14 protein-coding genes and 1 tRNA gene are annotated in these 16,238 nt (G+C 71.1%); 5 read left to right on the forward strand and 10 right to left on the reverse strand.

All coding sequences use genetic code 11. The annotated features are described in order from the left end of the window. Nucleotides 1-128: 128 nt before the first annotated feature. The 6 genes from thrB to AS594_RS11515 all read right to left on the reverse strand — a co-directional run bounded on the left by thrB (nucleotide 129) and on the right by AS594_RS11515 (nucleotide 7,182). Nucleotides 129-1,049: a homoserine kinase gene (gene thrB / locus AS594_RS11490; RefSeq protein WP_069926924.1), complete on the reverse strand. Its 921-nt coding sequence runs from the start codon at nucleotides 1,047-1,049 to the stop codon at nucleotides 129-131. Nucleotides 1,050-1,318: 269 nt separating this feature from the next. Continuing rightward, nucleotides 1,319-2,389 carry a threonine synthase gene (thrC, locus tag AS594_RS11495; RefSeq protein ID WP_069926925.1) on the reverse strand — a complete coding sequence of 357 codons (1,071 nt, stop codon included), beginning with the start codon at nucleotides 2,387-2,389 and terminating at the stop codon, nucleotides 1,319-1,321. 6 nt (nucleotides 2,390-2,395) lie between these two features. Then, nucleotides 2,396-3,694 carry a homoserine dehydrogenase gene (locus AS594_RS11500; RefSeq protein WP_069930446.1) on the reverse strand — a complete coding sequence of 433 codons (1,299 nt, stop codon included), beginning with the start codon at nucleotides 3,692-3,694 and terminating at the stop codon, nucleotides 2,396-2,398. A 113-nt stretch (nucleotides 3,695-3,807) separates the two neighbouring features. Continuing rightward, the gene (gene lysA, locus AS594_RS11505) at nucleotides 3,808-5,199 is read right to left on the reverse strand and encodes a diaminopimelate decarboxylase (RefSeq protein ID WP_069926926.1); all 1,392 of its coding nucleotides are present in this window, start codon (nucleotides 5,197-5,199) and stop codon (nucleotides 3,808-3,810) included. Nucleotides 5,200-5,215: 16 nt separating this feature from the next. Next, nucleotides 5,216-6,418 (reverse strand): ArgS-related anticodon-binding protein NrtL, encoded by a 1,203-nt coding sequence (nrtL, locus tag AS594_RS11510; RefSeq protein ID WP_069926927.1) that lies wholly within the window; start codon nucleotides 6,416-6,418, stop codon nucleotides 5,216-5,218. Between the two features lie 248 nt (nucleotides 6,419-6,666). Then, nucleotides 6,667-7,182 (reverse strand): response regulator, encoded by a 516-nt coding sequence (locus AS594_RS11515; protein ID WP_079144665.1) that lies wholly within the window; start codon nucleotides 7,180-7,182, stop codon nucleotides 6,667-6,669. A 180-nt stretch (nucleotides 7,183-7,362) separates the two neighbouring features. On the opposite strand from AS594_RS11515, the gene AS594_RS11520 reads away from it, so the two are divergent. After that, nucleotides 7,363-7,434: transfer RNA gene (locus AS594_RS11520), tRNA-Arg, on the forward strand. A gap of 234 nt (nucleotides 7,435-7,668) precedes the next feature. On the opposite strand, the gene AS594_RS11525 is transcribed toward AS594_RS11520, so the two are convergent. Both AS594_RS11525 and AS594_RS11530 read right to left on the reverse strand, forming a co-directional pair. Beyond that, nucleotides 7,669-7,965 carry a GYD domain-containing protein gene (locus tag AS594_RS11525; RefSeq protein WP_069926945.1) on the reverse strand — a complete coding sequence of 99 codons (297 nt, stop codon included), beginning with the start codon at nucleotides 7,963-7,965 and terminating at the stop codon, nucleotides 7,669-7,671. 218 nt (nucleotides 7,966-8,183) lie between these two features. After that, entirely contained in the window at nucleotides 8,184-9,479 is a 1,296-nt protein-coding gene (locus AS594_RS11530; protein ID WP_206281713.1) for an MFS transporter, read from the reverse strand. A 71-nt stretch (nucleotides 9,480-9,550) separates the two neighbouring features. On the opposite strand from AS594_RS11530, the gene AS594_RS11535 reads away from it, so the two are divergent. Next, nucleotides 9,551-10,180, forward strand: a complete 630-nt coding sequence (locus AS594_RS11535; RefSeq protein WP_069926946.1) for a TetR/AcrR family transcriptional regulator — start codon at nucleotides 9,551-9,553, stop codon at nucleotides 10,178-10,180. A gap of 455 nt (nucleotides 10,181-10,635) precedes the next feature. On the opposite strand, the gene AS594_RS11540 is transcribed toward AS594_RS11535, so the two are convergent. Continuing rightward, on the reverse strand, nucleotides 10,636-12,696 hold the full coding sequence (locus AS594_RS11540; protein WP_069926947.1) for a phosphocholine-specific phospholipase C: 2,061 nt from the start codon (nucleotides 12,694-12,696) through the stop codon (nucleotides 10,636-10,638). A 183-nt stretch (nucleotides 12,697-12,879) separates the two neighbouring features. After that, a complete protein-coding gene (gene ku / locus AS594_RS11545) occupies nucleotides 12,880-13,965 on the reverse strand; it encodes a non-homologous end joining protein Ku (RefSeq protein ID WP_069926948.1) in 1,086 nt (361 codons plus the stop codon). 52 nt (nucleotides 13,966-14,017) lie between these two features. Between ku and ligD the strand changes: the two genes are divergently transcribed. The 3 genes from ligD (at nucleotide 14,018) to AS594_RS11560 (ending at nucleotide 16,233) form a co-directional block, all read left to right on the forward strand. After that, on the forward strand, nucleotides 14,018-14,911 hold the full coding sequence (gene ligD, locus AS594_RS11550; RefSeq protein WP_069926949.1) for a non-homologous end-joining DNA ligase: 894 nt from the start codon (nucleotides 14,018-14,020) through the stop codon (nucleotides 14,909-14,911). Further along, nucleotides 14,908-15,828: an ATP-dependent DNA ligase gene (locus AS594_RS11555; RefSeq protein ID WP_240508988.1), complete on the forward strand. Its 921-nt coding sequence runs from the start codon at nucleotides 14,908-14,910 to the stop codon at nucleotides 15,826-15,828. Before ligD ends, AS594_RS11555 begins: the two co-directional genes overlap by 4 nt. 102 nt (nucleotides 15,829-15,930) lie before the next feature. Then, entirely contained in the window at nucleotides 15,931-16,233 is a 303-nt protein-coding gene (locus tag AS594_RS11560; RefSeq protein WP_069926950.1) for a zinc-ribbon domain-containing protein, read from the forward strand. Nucleotides 16,234-16,238: the final 5 nt, after the last annotated feature.

Below are 16,238 nucleotides of genomic sequence, written 5' to 3' on the forward strand. Positions count from 1 at the left end.
CTCCCGGAAGAATGTGGTCCCTAAGGGGGACACGATGCACCGCGCCACGAGGACGCCGGGTGCAGACTTGAGATTAACACTACCGGATCCAACAAATATTCCCCCTCTCGTTCACCGGCAATCGCGTGTCACTGCGCCCCGAGGGGCAGGACACTCGCTCCCGCGGCGTCGAGAGCCAGCCGGTTGGCCGCCCACCCCTCGCCCGCCAGCTGTGCGACCTTGTCGGCCGCACTGTCCTCGACCAGCGCGAGCACCGTGGGGCCCGCGCCGGAGATGACCGCGGGGACGCCGTCCGCGCGCAGTCGGTTGACCAGGGCCAGGCTCTCCGGCATCGCCGGGGCGCGGTAGTCCTGGTGGAGTCGGTCCTCGGTCGCCGCGAGCAGCAGCTCGGGGCGCCTGGTCAGGGCCTCCACGAGAAGGGCGGCGCGGCCCGCGTTGGCGGCGGCGTCCACATGGGGGACGGTGCGCGGCAGCAGTCCGCGAGCGGTCTCGGTGAGCACCGGCTTTCCGGGCACGAAGACCACCGGAACGACGGAACTCGCCGGGTCCATCCTGATCGCCCTGGCCGCTCCCCCGTCGGTCCAGGCGAGCGTGAAGCCGCCGAGGAGGCAGGCGGCGACGTTGTCGGGGTGCCCCTCGATCTCGGTCGCCAGCTCCAGCAACGCGGCCTCGTCGAGACGCGCGTCGCCGCCTATGGTCACGGCGCGCGCGGCGACGATGCCGGCGCAGATGGCGGCGGAGGAGGAGCCGAGTCCGCGGCCGTGCGGGATGCGGTTGGCGCAGACGACCTCCAGGCCGCGCGGCTGTCCGCCGAGCAGGTCGAAGGCGGTACGGAGCGACCGTACGAGCAGGTGACTCTCGTCGCGGGGCAGCGTCTCGGCGCCCTCACCTGCGATGTCGACGTGCAGCCCGGAGTCGGCGACCCGGACGACGACATCGTCGTACAGCCCCAGCGACAGGCCCAGGGCATCGAAGCCGGGACCAAGATTTGCGCTGGTGGCGGGGACGCGCACCCTTACGGCGGCGGCGCGGAACGCGGGACCGGCCATCGCTCGACGACTCTCCTTGTGAAACTGCGGGATTTTGCGGACTGCCGACATTCTGAAGGACCTGCGAACACCCAAAGGCCATGACGGCAGCAGCACCGCGGCATATGCGGCGGGGCGGGTTCAGTACAGCCTATCGAAGGAAGGTTCTGTGACGACATAGGGCGCACAGGAGGCGCACGATGCGTGTCGCGGGCCGTCCTGTGCGCCTATGTCTGGTCTTACGGGGCCTTACGGGGCTTTACGTCGCCGTCCGGCCCCCGCCGGGCGCTCTACGCCAGGCCGAGGCGCTCGGCGGCCGTGGCGGCGTCCACGGGCACCGTGACGGGCTGCGGCGCTCCGGCCACCGCCCAGTCGGGGTCCTTGAGGCCGTTTCCGGTCACCGTGCAGACGATCTTCTGGCCGGGGTCGACCTTGCCCTCGTCGGCCGCCTTGAGCAGACCGGCGACGCTCGCCGCCGAGGCGGGCTCGACGAAGACGCCCTCCTGGGAGGCCAACAGACGGTAGGCGCGCAGGATCTCACGGTCCGTCACCTCGTCGATGAAGCCGCCCGACTCGTCCCGCGCCTCCAGGGCGTACTGCCACGAGGCGGGGTTGCCGATGCGAATCGCGGTGGCGACGGTGTGCGGGTCCTTGACGACCTCGCCGCGCACGATCGGCGCCGAACCGGATGCCTGGAAGCCCCACATCCGGGGGTTGTGCGTGGAGATCTTGTCCGCCGCGTACTCGCGGTAGCCGCGCCAGTACGCCGTGATGTTTCCGGCGTTGCCAACGGGAAGTACGTGAATGTCCGGGGCGTCACCGAGCCGGTCGACGATCTCGAAGGCGGCGGTCTTCTGGCCCTCGATGCGGACCGGGTTCACCGAATTGACCAGCGCCACCGGGTAGTTGTCGGAGAGGCTGCGGGCGAGCGTGAGGCAGTCGTCGAAGTTGCCGTCGACCTGGAGGATCTTGGCGCCGTGCACGAGCGCCTGGCCCATCTTGCCGAGCGCGATCTTGCCCTGCGGCACGAGGACGGCGCAGACCATTCCGGCGCGTACGGCGTAGGCGGCGGCCGAGGCCGACGTGTTGCCGGTGGAGGCGCAGATGACCGCCTTCGCGCCCTCCTCCTTGGCCCGGGTGATCGCCATGGTCATGCCGCGGTCCTTGAAGGAACCGGTCGGGTTGGCGCCCTCGACCTTGAGGTACACCTCGCAGCCGGTGCGCTCGGAGAGGACCTGCGCCAGTACGAGCGGCGTGCCACCCTCGCCGAGCGTGACGACGGGCGTCGTCTGCGTCACCGGAAGACGGTCCCGGTACTCCTCGATGATGCCGCGCCACTGGTGGGTGCCGATGCTGGTCATGGGTCCTTACTCCCCTTCAACACGCATGATGCTGGCGACACCGCGCACGGTGTCGAGCTTGCGCAGCGCCTCGACGGTCCCCGAAAGGGCGGCGTCGGGCGCGCGGTGGGTGACGACGACGAGGGATGCCTCGCCGACTCCGTCCTGCCGGCTCTGCTGGCGCACGGTGTCGATGGAGACACCGTGCTCGGCGAAGACCGTCGCGACCTGGGCGAGAACACCCGGCTTGTCGGCCACATCCAGGCTGATGTGGTACCGCGTGACGACCTCCCCCATGGAGCTGACAGGAAGTTGGGTGTACGCGGACTCGCCGGGCCCGGTGGTCTCCGCGACCAGGTTCCGGCAGACGGCCACGAGGTCGCCGAGGACGGCGGAGGCGGTCGGAGCGCCGCCGGCGCCCGGGCCGTAGAACATCAGCTGCCCGGCCGCCTCGGCCTCGATGAAGACCGCGTTGTACGCCTCGCGGACCGAGGCCAGCGGGTGGGTGAGCGGGATCATCGCCGGGTGGACGCGGGCGGTGACGGACTTGCCGTCGGCCGCGCGCTCGCAGATGGCGAGGAGCTTGACGGTGCAGCCCATGCGCTTGGCGGAGGCGATGTCGGCGGCCGTGACCTCGGTCAGACCCTCGCGGTGCACGTCGCCGATCCGCACCCGGGTGTGGAAGGCGATCCCGGCCAGGATGGCGGCCTTGGCGGCGGCGTCGAAGCCCTCGACGTCGGCGGTCGGGTCGGCCTCGGCGTACCCGAGGGCGGTGGCCTCGTCGAGCGCTTCGGAGTAACCGGCTCCGCTCGTGTCCATCTTGTCGAGGATGAAGTTGGTCGTGCCGTTGACGATGCCGAGCACCCGGTTGACCTTGTCCCCGGCGAGGGACTCGCGCAGCGGGCGTACGAGCGGAATGGCGCCGGCGACGGCGGCCTCGTAGTACAGGTCACGCCCGTGCTGCTCGGCGGCGGCGTGCAGGGCCGCGCCGTCCTCGGCGAGCAGCGCCTTGTTCGCGGAGACGACGGAGGCGCCGTGCTCGAACGCGGTGGTGATGAGGGCGCGGGCCGGCTCGATGCCGCCGATGACCTCGATGACGACGTCGATGTCGCCCCGTTTGACCAGGGCGGTCGCGTCGGTGGTGATCAGGGAGGGGTCGATGCCCTCACGCACCTTGGAGGGGCGGCGCACGGCGACCCCGGCCAGTTCGACCGGGGCCCCGATGCGGGCGGCGAGGTCGTCGGCGTGCGTCGTCATGATGCGCGCCACCTCTGAGCCGACCACACCACAGCCCAGCAGCGCCACCTTCAGCGGACGCGTACGCATCATTCGACCTACGCCTTTCATTCGGCCCAGCGTTTCTTGCTTGAGTGTGAACCAGTCTCACTCACCGGACGGGAGTTTCTGTCCCCGGTCCAGATTGCGAGACGTCTATTTCATCAGCCGACATCGAGACGCAGGAGATCTTCCTCCGTCTCGCGCCGGACAATCACCCGCGCCTCACCGTCGTTCACGGCCACGACCGGCGGGCGCAGCGAGTGGTTGTAGTTGCTGGCCATGGAACGGCAGTACGCGCCGGTCGCGGGCACGGCGATGAGATCACCGGGCGCGAGGTCGGCGGGCAGGAAGGCGTCCCGCACCACGATGTCACCGCTCTCGCAGTGCTTGCCGACGACGCGGACGAGCATCGGCGCGGCGTCCGAGGTGCGCGAGACGAGCGCCACGCTGTACTCGGCGTCGTACAGGGCGGTGCGGATGTTGTCCGACATGCCGCCGTCGACACTGACGTACGTACGCAGCCCCTCCAGCGGCTTGATCGTGCCGACTTCGTAAAGCGTGAAGGCGGTGGGGCCCACGATGGCGCGTCCGGGCTCGACGGAGATGCGGGGCGTGGCGAGCCCGGCGGACTCGCACTCCCGGCTGACGATCTCGTTGAGCGCCTTGGCGATGTGGTGCGGCTCGCTGGGGTCGTCCTCGGAGGTGTACGCGATGCCGAGGCCGCCGCCGAGGTCGATCTCGGGCAGTTCGACGCCGTGTTCGTCGCGTACTTCGGCGAGCAGCTGCACCACGCGCCGGGCGGAGACCTCGAAGCCGGCCATGTCGAAGATCTGCGAGCCGATGTGCGAGTGGATGCCGATGAGCTCCAGCCCGTCGAGCCGCAGGGCGCGCCGTACCGCTTCGGCGGCCTGGCCGTCGGCGAGCGCGATGCCGAACTTCTGGTCCTCGTGGGCGGTGGCGATGAACTCGTGCGTGTGGGCCTCGACGCCGACGGTCACGCGGATCTGCACGCGCTGGCGCTTGCCCATGCTCTGCGCGATGTGGGCGACGCGGACGATCTCCTGGAAGGAGTCGAGGACGATCCGGCCGACCCCGACGCGTACGGCCCGCTCGATCTCCTCGACCGACTTGTTGTTGCCGTGGTAGGCGATGCGCTCCGCGGGCATACCGGCGTCGAGGGCGGTGGTCAGCTCCCCGCCGGAGCAGACGTCGAGGTTGAGCCCTTCCTCCCGGAGCCAGCGGACGACGGCGCGGGAGAGGAATGCCTTGCCCGCGTAGAAGACGTCGGCGTCCGGCCCGAAGGCGTCGGCCCAGGCGCGGCAGCGGGCCCTGAAGTCGCTCTCGTCGAGGAAGTAGGCGGGGGTGCCGAACTCCTCGGCGAGGCGGGTCACCGCGAGGCCGCCGACGGACACGACACCCTCGTCGTCGCGCCGTACGGACCGCGCCCAGACCTTCTCGTCGAGGAGGTTCAGGTCGGCGGCCGGGGCGGTGTAGTGGCCCTCGGGGTACACATCGGCGTGACGGGGCCCGGCGGGGTGTGCGGAACGGCTCATGGTCCTTCTGTCTCTCTCACAGATGTTCGGGTGCGGTGATGCCGAGCAAGGACAGGCCGCCGGCGAGCACCGTTCCGGTGGCCTCGGCGAGGGCCAGCCGGGAACGGTGGGCGACCGAGGGTTTCTCGTCGCCGAGAGGCAGGACGGGGTGGGTGTCGTGGAAGCGGAAGAACGCCTCCGCCGTCGTGTCCAGGTGCCGCGCGAGCCGGTCGGGCGCGCGGTGGCGGGCTGCGGCTTCGAGGACGGCGGGGTAGTCGCCGAGGGCACGCAGCAGCTCACCGTGCCCGGCGCCCGACGCGCCCGCACGGCTCACTCCGCCTTCGCCGCCTGGTCGTCCTTCGTCCCGGCCCGGTGCGACTTCGGCGCCCGGTGCGACTTCGGCGCGGGGTGCGACTTCGGCGCGGGGTGCGAGAGGCTCGGCCGGTGCGACTTCGGCGCCCGGTGCGAGGGGCTCGGCCGGTGTGAACCCGAGCCGGGCGGCGCTTCGGAGCAGGGCGCGGGTACGGGCGTGGGCGTACCGGACCCGGAAGAGGGGGTTGGTCTCTCGCTGGACGAGGAGGTCGTCGGGGGTGGCGGTGGCGGTGGGCCAGATGAGGTGCCACACGGCGGCGTCACGCCCGAGCCGGGCGACGAGCGGGTCGGTGTGAGCGGGCTGGGCGTGGGCGTCGCGCCGGGGGGCGGGACGGCCGCCGAACCGGGGGGCGGGATGGCCCAACGGGGCGGAGGGGTGGACATCCGGCCGGGGGCCGGGGTGGACGTACACCTGCGCCTCTCCCTCCGGGCGAACGACGCTCGCACCCATCGCATGGGCCAGCCGGGCGACCGCGTCGGCGAGGGGCCCGCTGCCGACTTGGACGACGTGGGTGTCGAGGGCACTGCCGTGCCCGTAGGCGGGGCCCTGGGCGAGGACGGTACGTACGACGGAATCGTGCGCGTCCCGCGCGAGGGTGAAGTTCAGGAATCCGGGCCCGGTGACCTCGACGGCAACGATGGCCTCCTCCCCCACGAGCCGCGCGCGGAGGATCTCCGCGACCTCGCGGGCGGGCCGGCGGGCGGGGCCGGCGAGCTTGAGGGCGACGTTGGTGGCGTAGTCACCACGGCCACCGGGCCGCGGCCGCTCGACGGCTGCGAGCTCCGGCACCGGCGCCCGCAGCCCGTCCTCGTCCGCGGCGCGACGCACGGCGCGCAGCACGGTACGAGAGAGCTCTGCGGGGGTCACGGCACAAGCGTATGGGAGAAGGGGGGGCCTCACGCGAACCGGTTTCGCCATGCGGGCACCCCAGGGACCGCTGATCACCCCGGCCACAAGCTCACCGTCGATTAAGCCGACGCCCCTCACCGGGCCGGACCGACGACGATCGCCGACGGCGCACCCCCACCAGGGCGGCGGGCAGCGTGTACGTCAACGGTCGCGGGCAGCGCGTACTCCCCGAGTCGGGCAGCGGCCTCCGGCCGGTCGCCGGGAGGTCAGCCGACCGAACGCCCGGCCGGTCCGGCTTGCTCGGCCTGCTCGGCCTGCCCCACTTCGTGTCGCCCGTCGGCGGACGGTGGGTTGGCCTGGCGCATCAACTGCCGTACGAGCCTGACGAGCTCGGCGGGTTCGAAGGGCTTGGAGAGGAAGACGTCGACCCCGGCGGCGAGGCCGCTCTCCACCTCGTACTGCGTGCACGCGCTGATGATCGCGACGGGCAGATGGCTGGTCCGGGGGTCGTCCCGCAGCCGCGCGGCCGTACGCAGCCCGTCGAGCCGTGGCATGACCACATCCAGGGTGACGACATCGGGGCAGACGCGATGAACGATGTCCAGCGCCTCGGCACCATCGGCCGCGGTCACCACCTCGAAGCCCTCCAGCTCGAGATTGACCCTGATCAACTGCCGGATGACCTTGTTGTCGTCCACAACAAGCACGCGGCCGGACACGCCTGGCACAACTCGAGAGTAGGTCGCCCCCCACCACCGCGTCCGGCTTTTGCCGACTTCCACCCCGGAGGAGGGACGGCGAGGCCCTCGCCCCACCGAGCCCCACCACCCCGGAGGCCCCGGCCTGCTCAGGAACCTACGACCGACCCACCACCGACCCACCGCCGGCTCCCAAAACCTGTTCATGAACACCCGGCCGGAGCTGGTAGTGTTCAACCCGTCGCCGCTTAACCACGGCGGTACGCCCCCGTAGCTCAGGGGATAGAGCAACGGCCTCCGGAGCCGTGTGCGCAGGTTCGAATCCTGCCGGGGGCACTTCGCAGGAAGTGCCCAAAGACCCCGCCATCAGCGCTTCGCTGAGAACGGGGTCTTCGCGTATGTGCGGCCGCATGCCGCTCGGAGCGGTGGGGTGACGGACTCCTTGGACTGTTCGTGGACGAGTCTTGGCGCGTCCGCGCAGGTCGGGGCGCGTCATGGCGAGAGCCTCGGAGTGTGCCGGCGTGAGCGCGTCACTGGTACTCGCGTAACAGGTTGTCGGTCCGGAAGTCCTCAGCCCGTGGCTTTGGCGATGATGCGGTCCATCTCCTCCCGGTCGAAGGCCCGCAGCGTCGTGGTACGGACGTTGCCCAGCCCGCCCACTTGCAGGAGCATCGCCGTGGCGGTCTCGTCGTCGGGTGCCTCTACGACGGCCACGAGGTCGTACGAACCGACGGTCCAGTAGATGTTCAGGAGCTTCGCCCCGAGCTTTTGCGCCGCTGCGGCGAACGCCTCGGCGCGCTGCGGGGTGTCCCTGTAGGCCCGGATCCCCTGATCGGTCCAGTTCAGCAACGTGACGTACGTCGGCATGGTCTTTCACTCCCAAGGTTCGGCACAACACATCGTGTGTCAATTCTGGGCATTGTGTGCGCACCGCGCATAAGGAGCGCGCCATAACGAGTGATGCGAGCGGTCGACGTCCAACTCCCTCAGCGGTAGGCAGGCCGATCGGGATCGTGGGGGCCCCCTTGGTGCGTGCTTCCCTGGGCCGCTTTGTGCGTCGCCGTGCCCAGTGGGGGCGGTGTGGGTCAGCGGTGTGTGTGGTGGCCTGCGGCTGCCAGTAGTGCGCCCACGCCCAGCACGCCGGCGATCGCCGCGAAGACGGTGGCGTAGCCGCCGGCCGCCGTCGCCAGTTGCGGGCCGGCGCTCGCGCCGGTGAACAGGGCGAAGGTGTAGAGGGCGACCGCCGCGCCGCGCGCCGGGCCCGCCTGCGCGCCGATCGCCTCGACCAGCGCCGGCGCCGTCACCGCGATGGCGAAGACGAAGACGAACAGCAGCGCGCCCAGCAGTACGACGCCGAGGTCGCCCCCGCGCGCGAGCGTCGCGGAGGCCGCGCTCACCGTGGCGGCGAGCAGCAGGGCGCCGACCACGCGGCGTACGGCCGGCAGCCGCACGAGGAACGGGGTGACCAGCGGCACCAGCACCATCGCGGGCAGCGAACCGGCGCGCAACAGCAGCATCGCGTCCGGGTCGCCGGTCAGTCGGGCCGGGCCGGCCACCTGGAGCCCCGTGTAGACGGCTACGAAGCCGCACAGCAGCGTGACCGTGGACAGCAGCAGTAGGACGAGGGACGGCTTGGTGAGCAGTCTTCCCATCGCGCGGTAGGCGTCGAGCGCGGAGGGGGTGGCCGAAGCGGTGTCCTCGTCCAGTACGCCGCGCAGCAGCAGCGCGCCGCCGACCATCGCCGCCGCGCAGGTCAGGAACACCGTTCGCCAGCCGGCCCCGTCGGACACCGACTGTGCGTACACCTGGCCGAGCACACCCGCCGAGAGGAACGAGCTGGTGAGCCAGGTCATGGCCGCCACTCGCCGGGCCGGCTCGATGCGCTCGGCGATGTAGGCGAAGGCGGGTGGCGCGAAGGTGGCCGCACTCAGTCCTTGTACGACGCGGATGGTGCAGCCCACTGCCAAGTTGGGCGCGGCGGCCACTGCCGCCGTCGTGAGCGCGGTGAGGAACAGGCCGAGGACAATCAGCTTCCGGCGTCCGAAGCGGTCCGACAGCGGACCCCAGAAGAGGAATCCGGCGGCGTAACCGAAGCCGAAGGCGGTCGTGGTCCAGCCCGCGGCGGTGGCCGTCGTCGACCACGACTCCGCCAGCAGGCCGAGCACCGGGAGCACCGTGTAGAGCTGACCGACCATCAGGACGCCCACCGCGCAAAGGGCGGGCACCGTTCTGCGGAATGACGCGGCCTCGACCTGGACATCGGGCCGGGGCGCGGCGGCCTGCGTGGACGGCTTGGTCGTGGGGAGCGGCTTCGCCGAGGGTGTGCCGGTCGAGTCGGTGACCTCGGTGGAGTCGGTCGAGTCGGTGGAGTCGGTGATCATGGCCGCCATGCAACCAACCAACCAGTTGGATGTCAACGTGTTCCAACTGATTGGTTGGGTAGTGTGGGGTCATGGCAAGAGACACAGCAGTGACGAGGCAGAAGCTCCTGGGAGCGGCTCGCCAGGAGTTCGCCGCCCTGGGCGTGGCGGGGGCCCGCGTCGACCGCATCGCGGAGCTGGCCGGGGTCAACAAGGAGCGCGTCTACGGCCACTTCGGCAGCAAGGACGGCCTGTTCGCGGCGACCGTCGGCGCGGCCATGGACGAGCTCACGGAAGCCGTCGGCACACCGGGCGACGACGTGGCGCAGTGGGTGGGCTCGGTGTACGACTTCCACCGCGAGCGCCCGGAGCTGCTGCGGCTGCTCCTGTGGGAGGCACTGCACCACCCGGAACCGGACGTCGTCGGCGAGCAGGACCGCGCGGCGGGCTACTCGCTGAAAGTCGACGCACTCGCGGAGCGGCTGGGCCTCGCGCCGGGGCCGGAGGCCGCCGTGACGCTGCTCTCGCTCATCGGCCTGGCCGCCTGGCCGAGTGCCGTACCGCAGCTGTCCCGCCTCATCGTCGGATCCCACGTGGCTGAAGGGGAGTTGGGGTCAGTCGTACGCGACTGTGTTGTCCAGCTGGCCGGGCGCATGGCAGGCGGCGGGTCGGCGTCCGAGCGGGCTGGCAGCGGACATGAAACGGCCGTCGCGGATCGGTGAGGACCCAGCCCCAGTGCGCCCTCACCGCGGGGCGAGGGGAGGGGTACGTAAGGGGATGGCCGTCCGTCGAGGGTTCCGCCGGATGTTCACCCCGTCCGGCGACGGCGCCGGAGGTGCAGCGCGGGCGTCACCGGCCCCGGGCGGCGGTCCCGGCCACCGCACGCAGGCACCCACCGTCGCCCCGGCGAAGACCGCCACCAGCGCCGCCCGGCCGACCGCGCCTGTAGCCCAGCAGGTTGCAGGCGCAGGCACGCAGGCAGACCACCAGAGTCGGGAGGAGACGGGACGGGGCCGAACGGGACGGGAGCAGACAGCCGGGCCGGGTCAGTGCCCCCCACATGTCGTGGGGGTATGGCCTGCCCCTGCTTGCCTACCCCCCGCTTGTACGTCCCTACCTGCCCGTCCTACCCGTCCTCCATCCGGTCGCCCGTCAAACCGTGTGGCATTGACGCACGTCAGACCGTGCGCGTCGCCGGGTCGCTCACCCCCGGGGCGCCGGTCTCCACGTGGCCGGCGAAGCGGCGCAGGAAGGTGGCGTGGGTGTCGGAGACCACGGTCACGTCGTACCAGCGCTTGGTGGCACGCAGGTCCACGGTGTGCGTCACCGTGGCGCCCGCGCGCACCGCGAACGTCTGCGGCTGGCCGCCGTAGGCGTTGCTCACCGTGAGGTTGGCGGTGGTGGCGCCCGGGTTCGTCAGCGTCAGGTCGAGGCTTCCGGTGGTCGCGTTGTGGCGGGCGGTGGCCTCGGGGCACGCGGTCTTGGCGGGGCTGCGGAAGGTGCGCAGGAAGCCGTTGGGGCCGTGGACGGTGAGGTCGTGCGTGCCCTTGGAGTACGCCGAGTTCCACGTGTCGGAGATCTTCTTGCCGGCCTCGGCGGTGTACGTCCACGGCGCGTCGGTGCGGTTCGCCGAGGTGACGTAGAACTGCGCCCCGGCCGCCGCGCCCGGGCTGAAGGTGAGGGCGATCCGGCCGTCGGCCGTGTTGACCGCGCCGTCCACGTACGGCGCGTAGGGCAGCGCGCGGGCCGGGCGCGCGCCGGGCTCCTGCCGGGGCAGGGTGCCGACGGCGGGCGGGGTCGGCCGGTAGTCGGGGTGGCGCTCGCGGTCCGGCGGCTCGTACCCGGCGGCGTCGGGCAGCTCGGCGGGGCGCGCGTCGGGAGTGGCGAAGTCGAAGGCCGAGGTGAGGTCGCCGCAGACGGCGCGGCGCCACGGCGAGATGTTGGGTTCGTTGACGCCGAAGCGGCGTTCCATGAAGCGGATGATCGAGGTGTGGTCGAAGACCTCGGAGCAGACGTAACCGCCGGTGCTCCAGGGGGAGACGACGAGCATGGGGACGCGCGGGCCGAGGCCGTAGTTGCCGGCCGCGTACGACGTGCCCCCCGCGTACTGCTCGGTGGTGGTGTCGACGGTCGACTTGCCCTGCGCGGCGGAGGCGGGCGGGTACGGCGGCACGACGTGGTCGAAGAAGCCGTCGTTCTCGTCGTACGTGATGAACAGGGCCGTGCGGCTCCACACCTCGGGGTTGGAGGTCAGCGCGTCGAGCAGCTGCGCGATGTACCAGGCGCCGTAGTTCGAGGGGAAGTTGGAGTGCTCGGTGAATGCCTCGGGAGCGGCGATCCAGGAGATCTGCGGCAGCTCGCCCGCCCGGACGTCGGCCTTCAGGTCGTCGAGGTAGCCGTCGCCGTTCTTGACGCTGGTGCCGGTACGGGCCTTGTCGTAGAGCGGGTCGCCGGGCTTGGCGTTGCGGTACTGGTTGAAGTACAGGAGCGAGTTGTCGCCGTAGTTGCCCCGGTAGGCGTCGTTGATCCAGCCCCAGTGACCCGCCGCGTCCAGACCGTCGCCGGTGTCCTGGTAGATCTTCCAGGAGACACCGGCCTTCTCCAGCCGCTCGGGGTACGTCGTCCAGCCGTACCCCGACTCCTCGTTGCCGAGCACCGGGCCGCCGCCGGCGCCGTCGTTGCCCGTGTAGCCCGTCCACATGTAGTAGCGGTTCGGGTCGGTCGCCCCGATGAACGAGCAGTGGTACGCGTCGCAGACCGTGAACCTGTCGGCGAGCGCGTAGTGGAAGGGGATGTCCTCACGCGTGAGGTAGGCCATCGTCGTCGGCGTCTTGGCGGGCACCCACTGGTCGTACTTGCCCTTGTTGATCGCCTTGTGGCCGCCGGCCCAGTCGTGGTTGAGGCCCTGGAGGAACTGCATGCCGAGATCGTCGGCCGTCGGGTGGAACGGCAGCGTCACCTTCTTGCTGCCGTCCGCCTGGTGCCAGACCGACTTGCCGCTCGGCAGCGTCACCGGGCGCGGGTCTCCGAAGCCCCGTACGCCCTTCATCGCGCCGAAGTAGTGATCGAAGGAACGATTCTCCTGCATCAGTACGACGATGTGGTCGACGTCCTGGATCGTGCCGGAGACGCTGTTGGCGGGAATCGCGGCGGCCCGGTCGATGCTGCTCGACAGGGCGGCGAAACCGGCGGTCGCGCCGGCGATCTGGAGGAAGCGGCGCCTATTGAGTTCTGGCATGGGTGTGGGGCCTCTTGGGGTGTGAGGAGACAGAAGCGCTCAGAATGTTCCAAGAGGACCCGGTGGAAAGGAAGAGGCGGTGACGTCACCGTGAAAAGTGGCGGTATACGTCGCCAACACGGCTGCGGGGGCAACGGAATTCGGAGACCGAAGGTCGCGGACCGGAGCGCATTCGACCGGCGGTCAGGCCGATGTGCGCTTCCTGGGGGCTGCCTTCTTGGCGGTGGTCTTCTTCGCCGCGGCGGCCTGTGACTGCTTCTGCCCCGCGGACTGCTTCTGCCCGGACGACCGCTGTTCCCGGGCAGCCGAAGCGGTCTTCTTCGCCGCGGTCGTCTTCTTCTCCGGCGCGGTCTTCTTCTCCGCCGCGGTCTTCTTCGCCGCCGGCTTCCTCCCGGTGTCCGCCGAGCCTCCCGCCGCCCTGCCCCTCCCCTTGCCCGCCATCTGCGTGACCTCGGCGACCCCTTCGGCCGCGGGCTCCTCGCCCTCCTCGCCGCGCGACTCCTTCGCCGCCCGCACGCTCTTCTCCAGCGCCGCCATCAGGTCGATCACCTGGCCGCCGCCGGCCGCCGGAGCCGACTCGGCCGGGAGCTCGCCGCCGGACGCCTTGGCGGCGATCATCTCCTCGACCGCCTCGCGGTAGTCGTCGTGCAGCGATTCGAGTTCGACGTCCCCGAGGGTGTCCATCAGGGCGTCCGCCAGGTCCAGTTCGGCGTCGCGGACCGTCACCTTCGCCTCCGGGGCCACCCCCTCCGGTTCGCGTACCTCGTCGGGCCAGAGCAGGCCGTGCATGGCGATGACGTCGTCCACGACGCGCAGCATGCCGAGCCGCTCCCGCCCGCGCAGCGCGAACTTGGCGATGGCCACCTTGTCGCTGCGCTTGAGCGCCTCGCGCAGCAGGACGTACGGCTTCGCGGCGGGCGCACCGCTCGCGGACAGGTAGTACGCCGAGTCCATCTGGAGGGGGTCGATCCGGGACGCCGGTACGAAGGCGACGATCTCGATCGTCTTGGCCGTGGGCAGCGGGAGTGCGGCCAGGTCGTCGTCCGTGATGGGCATGATTCCGCCGCCCGGCTCCTCGTACCCCTTGCCGATCTCGGTGGCCGGGATCTCCTCGCCGTCGAGCTCGCAGACCTTGCGGTAGCGGATCCGGCCACCGTCGGCGGTGTGGATCTGGCGGAACGAGATCGAGTGGTGCTCGGTGGCGTTGACCAGCTTGATCGGGATGCTGACCAGGCCGAAGGAGATGGCGCCGTTCCAGATGGATCGCACGTTTCGCCCCCTTGAGACGCATTTATTGATGATTACGTGGGATTCTCATCGTATGTCGCCTATCACGGAGGTGGAGGGGCGGCGCCTGGCGCTCAGCAATCTGGACAAGGTCCTCTATCCGGCCACCGGGACCACCAAGGGCGAGGTGCTGCACTACTACGCCACGACCGCGCCCGCGTTCCTCCCCCATCTGCGCGACCGGCCCATCTCGTTCCTGCGCTATCCGGACGGCCCCGACGGGCAGCTGTTCTTCACCAAGAACCCGCCGCAGGGTACACCCGACTGGGTGCGGACGATGGAGGTCTGGCGCTCCGAGGGCCAGCTCGCGCGGCAGGTGATCATCCAGGACCTGCCGACGCTGATGTGGGCCGCGAACCTCGTGGTGGAGTTCCATACGCCGCAGTGGCTCGCCCCCGAGCCGGGCATCGCCGACCGGCTGGTCCTCGACCTCGACCCCGGGGCTCCGGCGAGCGTCGCGGAGTGCTGCGAGGTCGCGCTGTGGCTGCGGGAGCGGCTGGCGGCGGACGGCATCGAGTCGTACGCGAAGACCTCCGGCTCCAAGGGGCTGCATCTGCTCGCGGCGCTGGAGCCGACGCCGTCCGAGGACGTCTCCGCGTACGCGAAGGCGCTCGCACTGGAGGCGCAGGAGGCCCTCGGGGAGCTGGTCGTGCACCGGATGACGCGGGCGCTGCGCCCCGGGAAGGTCTTCGTCGACTTCAGCCAGAACGCCGCCGCGAAGACGACCGCCGCCCCGTACACCCTCCGGGCGCGGGTCGAGCCGACCGTGTCGGCGCCGGTGACCTGGGACGAGGTCGAGGAGGGCCGGGCGGCCCCGGCGGGGCTCGTCTTCCGGGCGGCGGACATCGGCGTACGGCTGGAGCGGTACGGCGACCTGCTCGCCCCGCTGGTCGACCCGGACCACGCCCATCCGCTGCCGGGGGTGTGACCGCCGTGGTCACGGTCGTACCGCCCGTGGACGTCATGCGGCCCCGGGCGATCCCGGAGATCCCGGCGGCGGACGGGCTGCCGGGCGGAGTGCAGTACAGCGTCAAGCTGGACGGTTTCCGGTGCGTGGCGTTCGCGCGCGGCGGGCGCGACGGCGCGGCCGGGGCCGTGCTCCAGTCCCGCTCCGGGCGGAACATGGCGCGGGACTTCCCGGACATCACGGCCGCGATCGGCGCGCTGCCGGCCGGGCTGGTGCTGGACGGGGAGGTGTGCGCGTGGGCGGACGGGGCGTTCGCCTTCGCACAGCTGATGCGGCCGCACGCGGCGCGGGTGGCGGACGGGGTGGTCGTGGCGTACGTCGCCTTCGACGTACTGGCCGTGCCGGGGCGCGATGTGCGCGAACTGCCGCTGGTCCAGCGGTGGGAGCTGCTCGGCGCCGCGCTGGAGGGGGCGGGCCCGCAGGTGCAGAGGGTGCTGGCGACGACCGACCGCGAGCAGGCGGCGCTCTGGTACGAGGCCCTGGTGGGCCAGGGGGTGGAGGGGCTGGTGTGCAAGGGGCTGGCTTCGCGCTACCGGTCCCGGGACACCAAGTCCTGGGTGAAGGTGCGGCATTCGGACACGCGTGACGCGGCCGTCGTCGGTTACACCGGGACCGCGCGGCACCCCCGGGCGCTGGTCCTCGTACTGCCGGGTGACGCGGACCCGCTGCTGTCGACCCCGCTGACACCGCCGGTGCGGGCGCAGGCGCGGGAGGCGCTGGCGGGGGTGCCGGACGAGGGGGAGGAGCGGATCGCGGCGATCGGGCTGGGGGACGTGCCGTACCGGCGGGTGGGGGCGGGACTGGTGGCGGAGGTCCGCCAGAACGTCGGGCGCCACGCGACGTCCGCCGTCCAGCGTCTGCGGTACTCGGACCGCTGAGCGGGGCGGCCCGCGCGGGGCGGGGGCGGTGCTCCTTCCCGGTCCGCTTGGTGCAGACTCGACAGCAGGGCACGCACTGATCACGGCACGGAGGGACCATCGATGATCATTTTCGGCACCAAGAGCTACCTCTACCAACTGGCCATACTCACCCTCGTGTGCGGGCACTGCGGCAACCCCGCCGCGCACACGCTCAAGAAGCGCGTCAGCAAGTTCACGCTGTTCTTCGTCCCCCTGTTCCCGTTCTCGACGAAGTACACGACCCAGTGCACCTTCTGCGGCACCCAGCAGCAGGTGAGCAGGGAACAGGCGGAGCAGCTGGAGGCCGCGCAGACGCAGGGTGGCGGCGCCGGCCGGGACCACCTCCAGGCACCTCAGCCCGGGCAGAACCCGTATCAGCGCTGATCCGG

Origin of the sequence: Streptomyces agglomeratus (assembly GCF_001746415.1) — a bacterium.
GTDB lineage: Bacteria > Actinomycetota > Actinomycetes > Streptomycetales > Streptomycetaceae > Streptomyces > Streptomyces agglomeratus.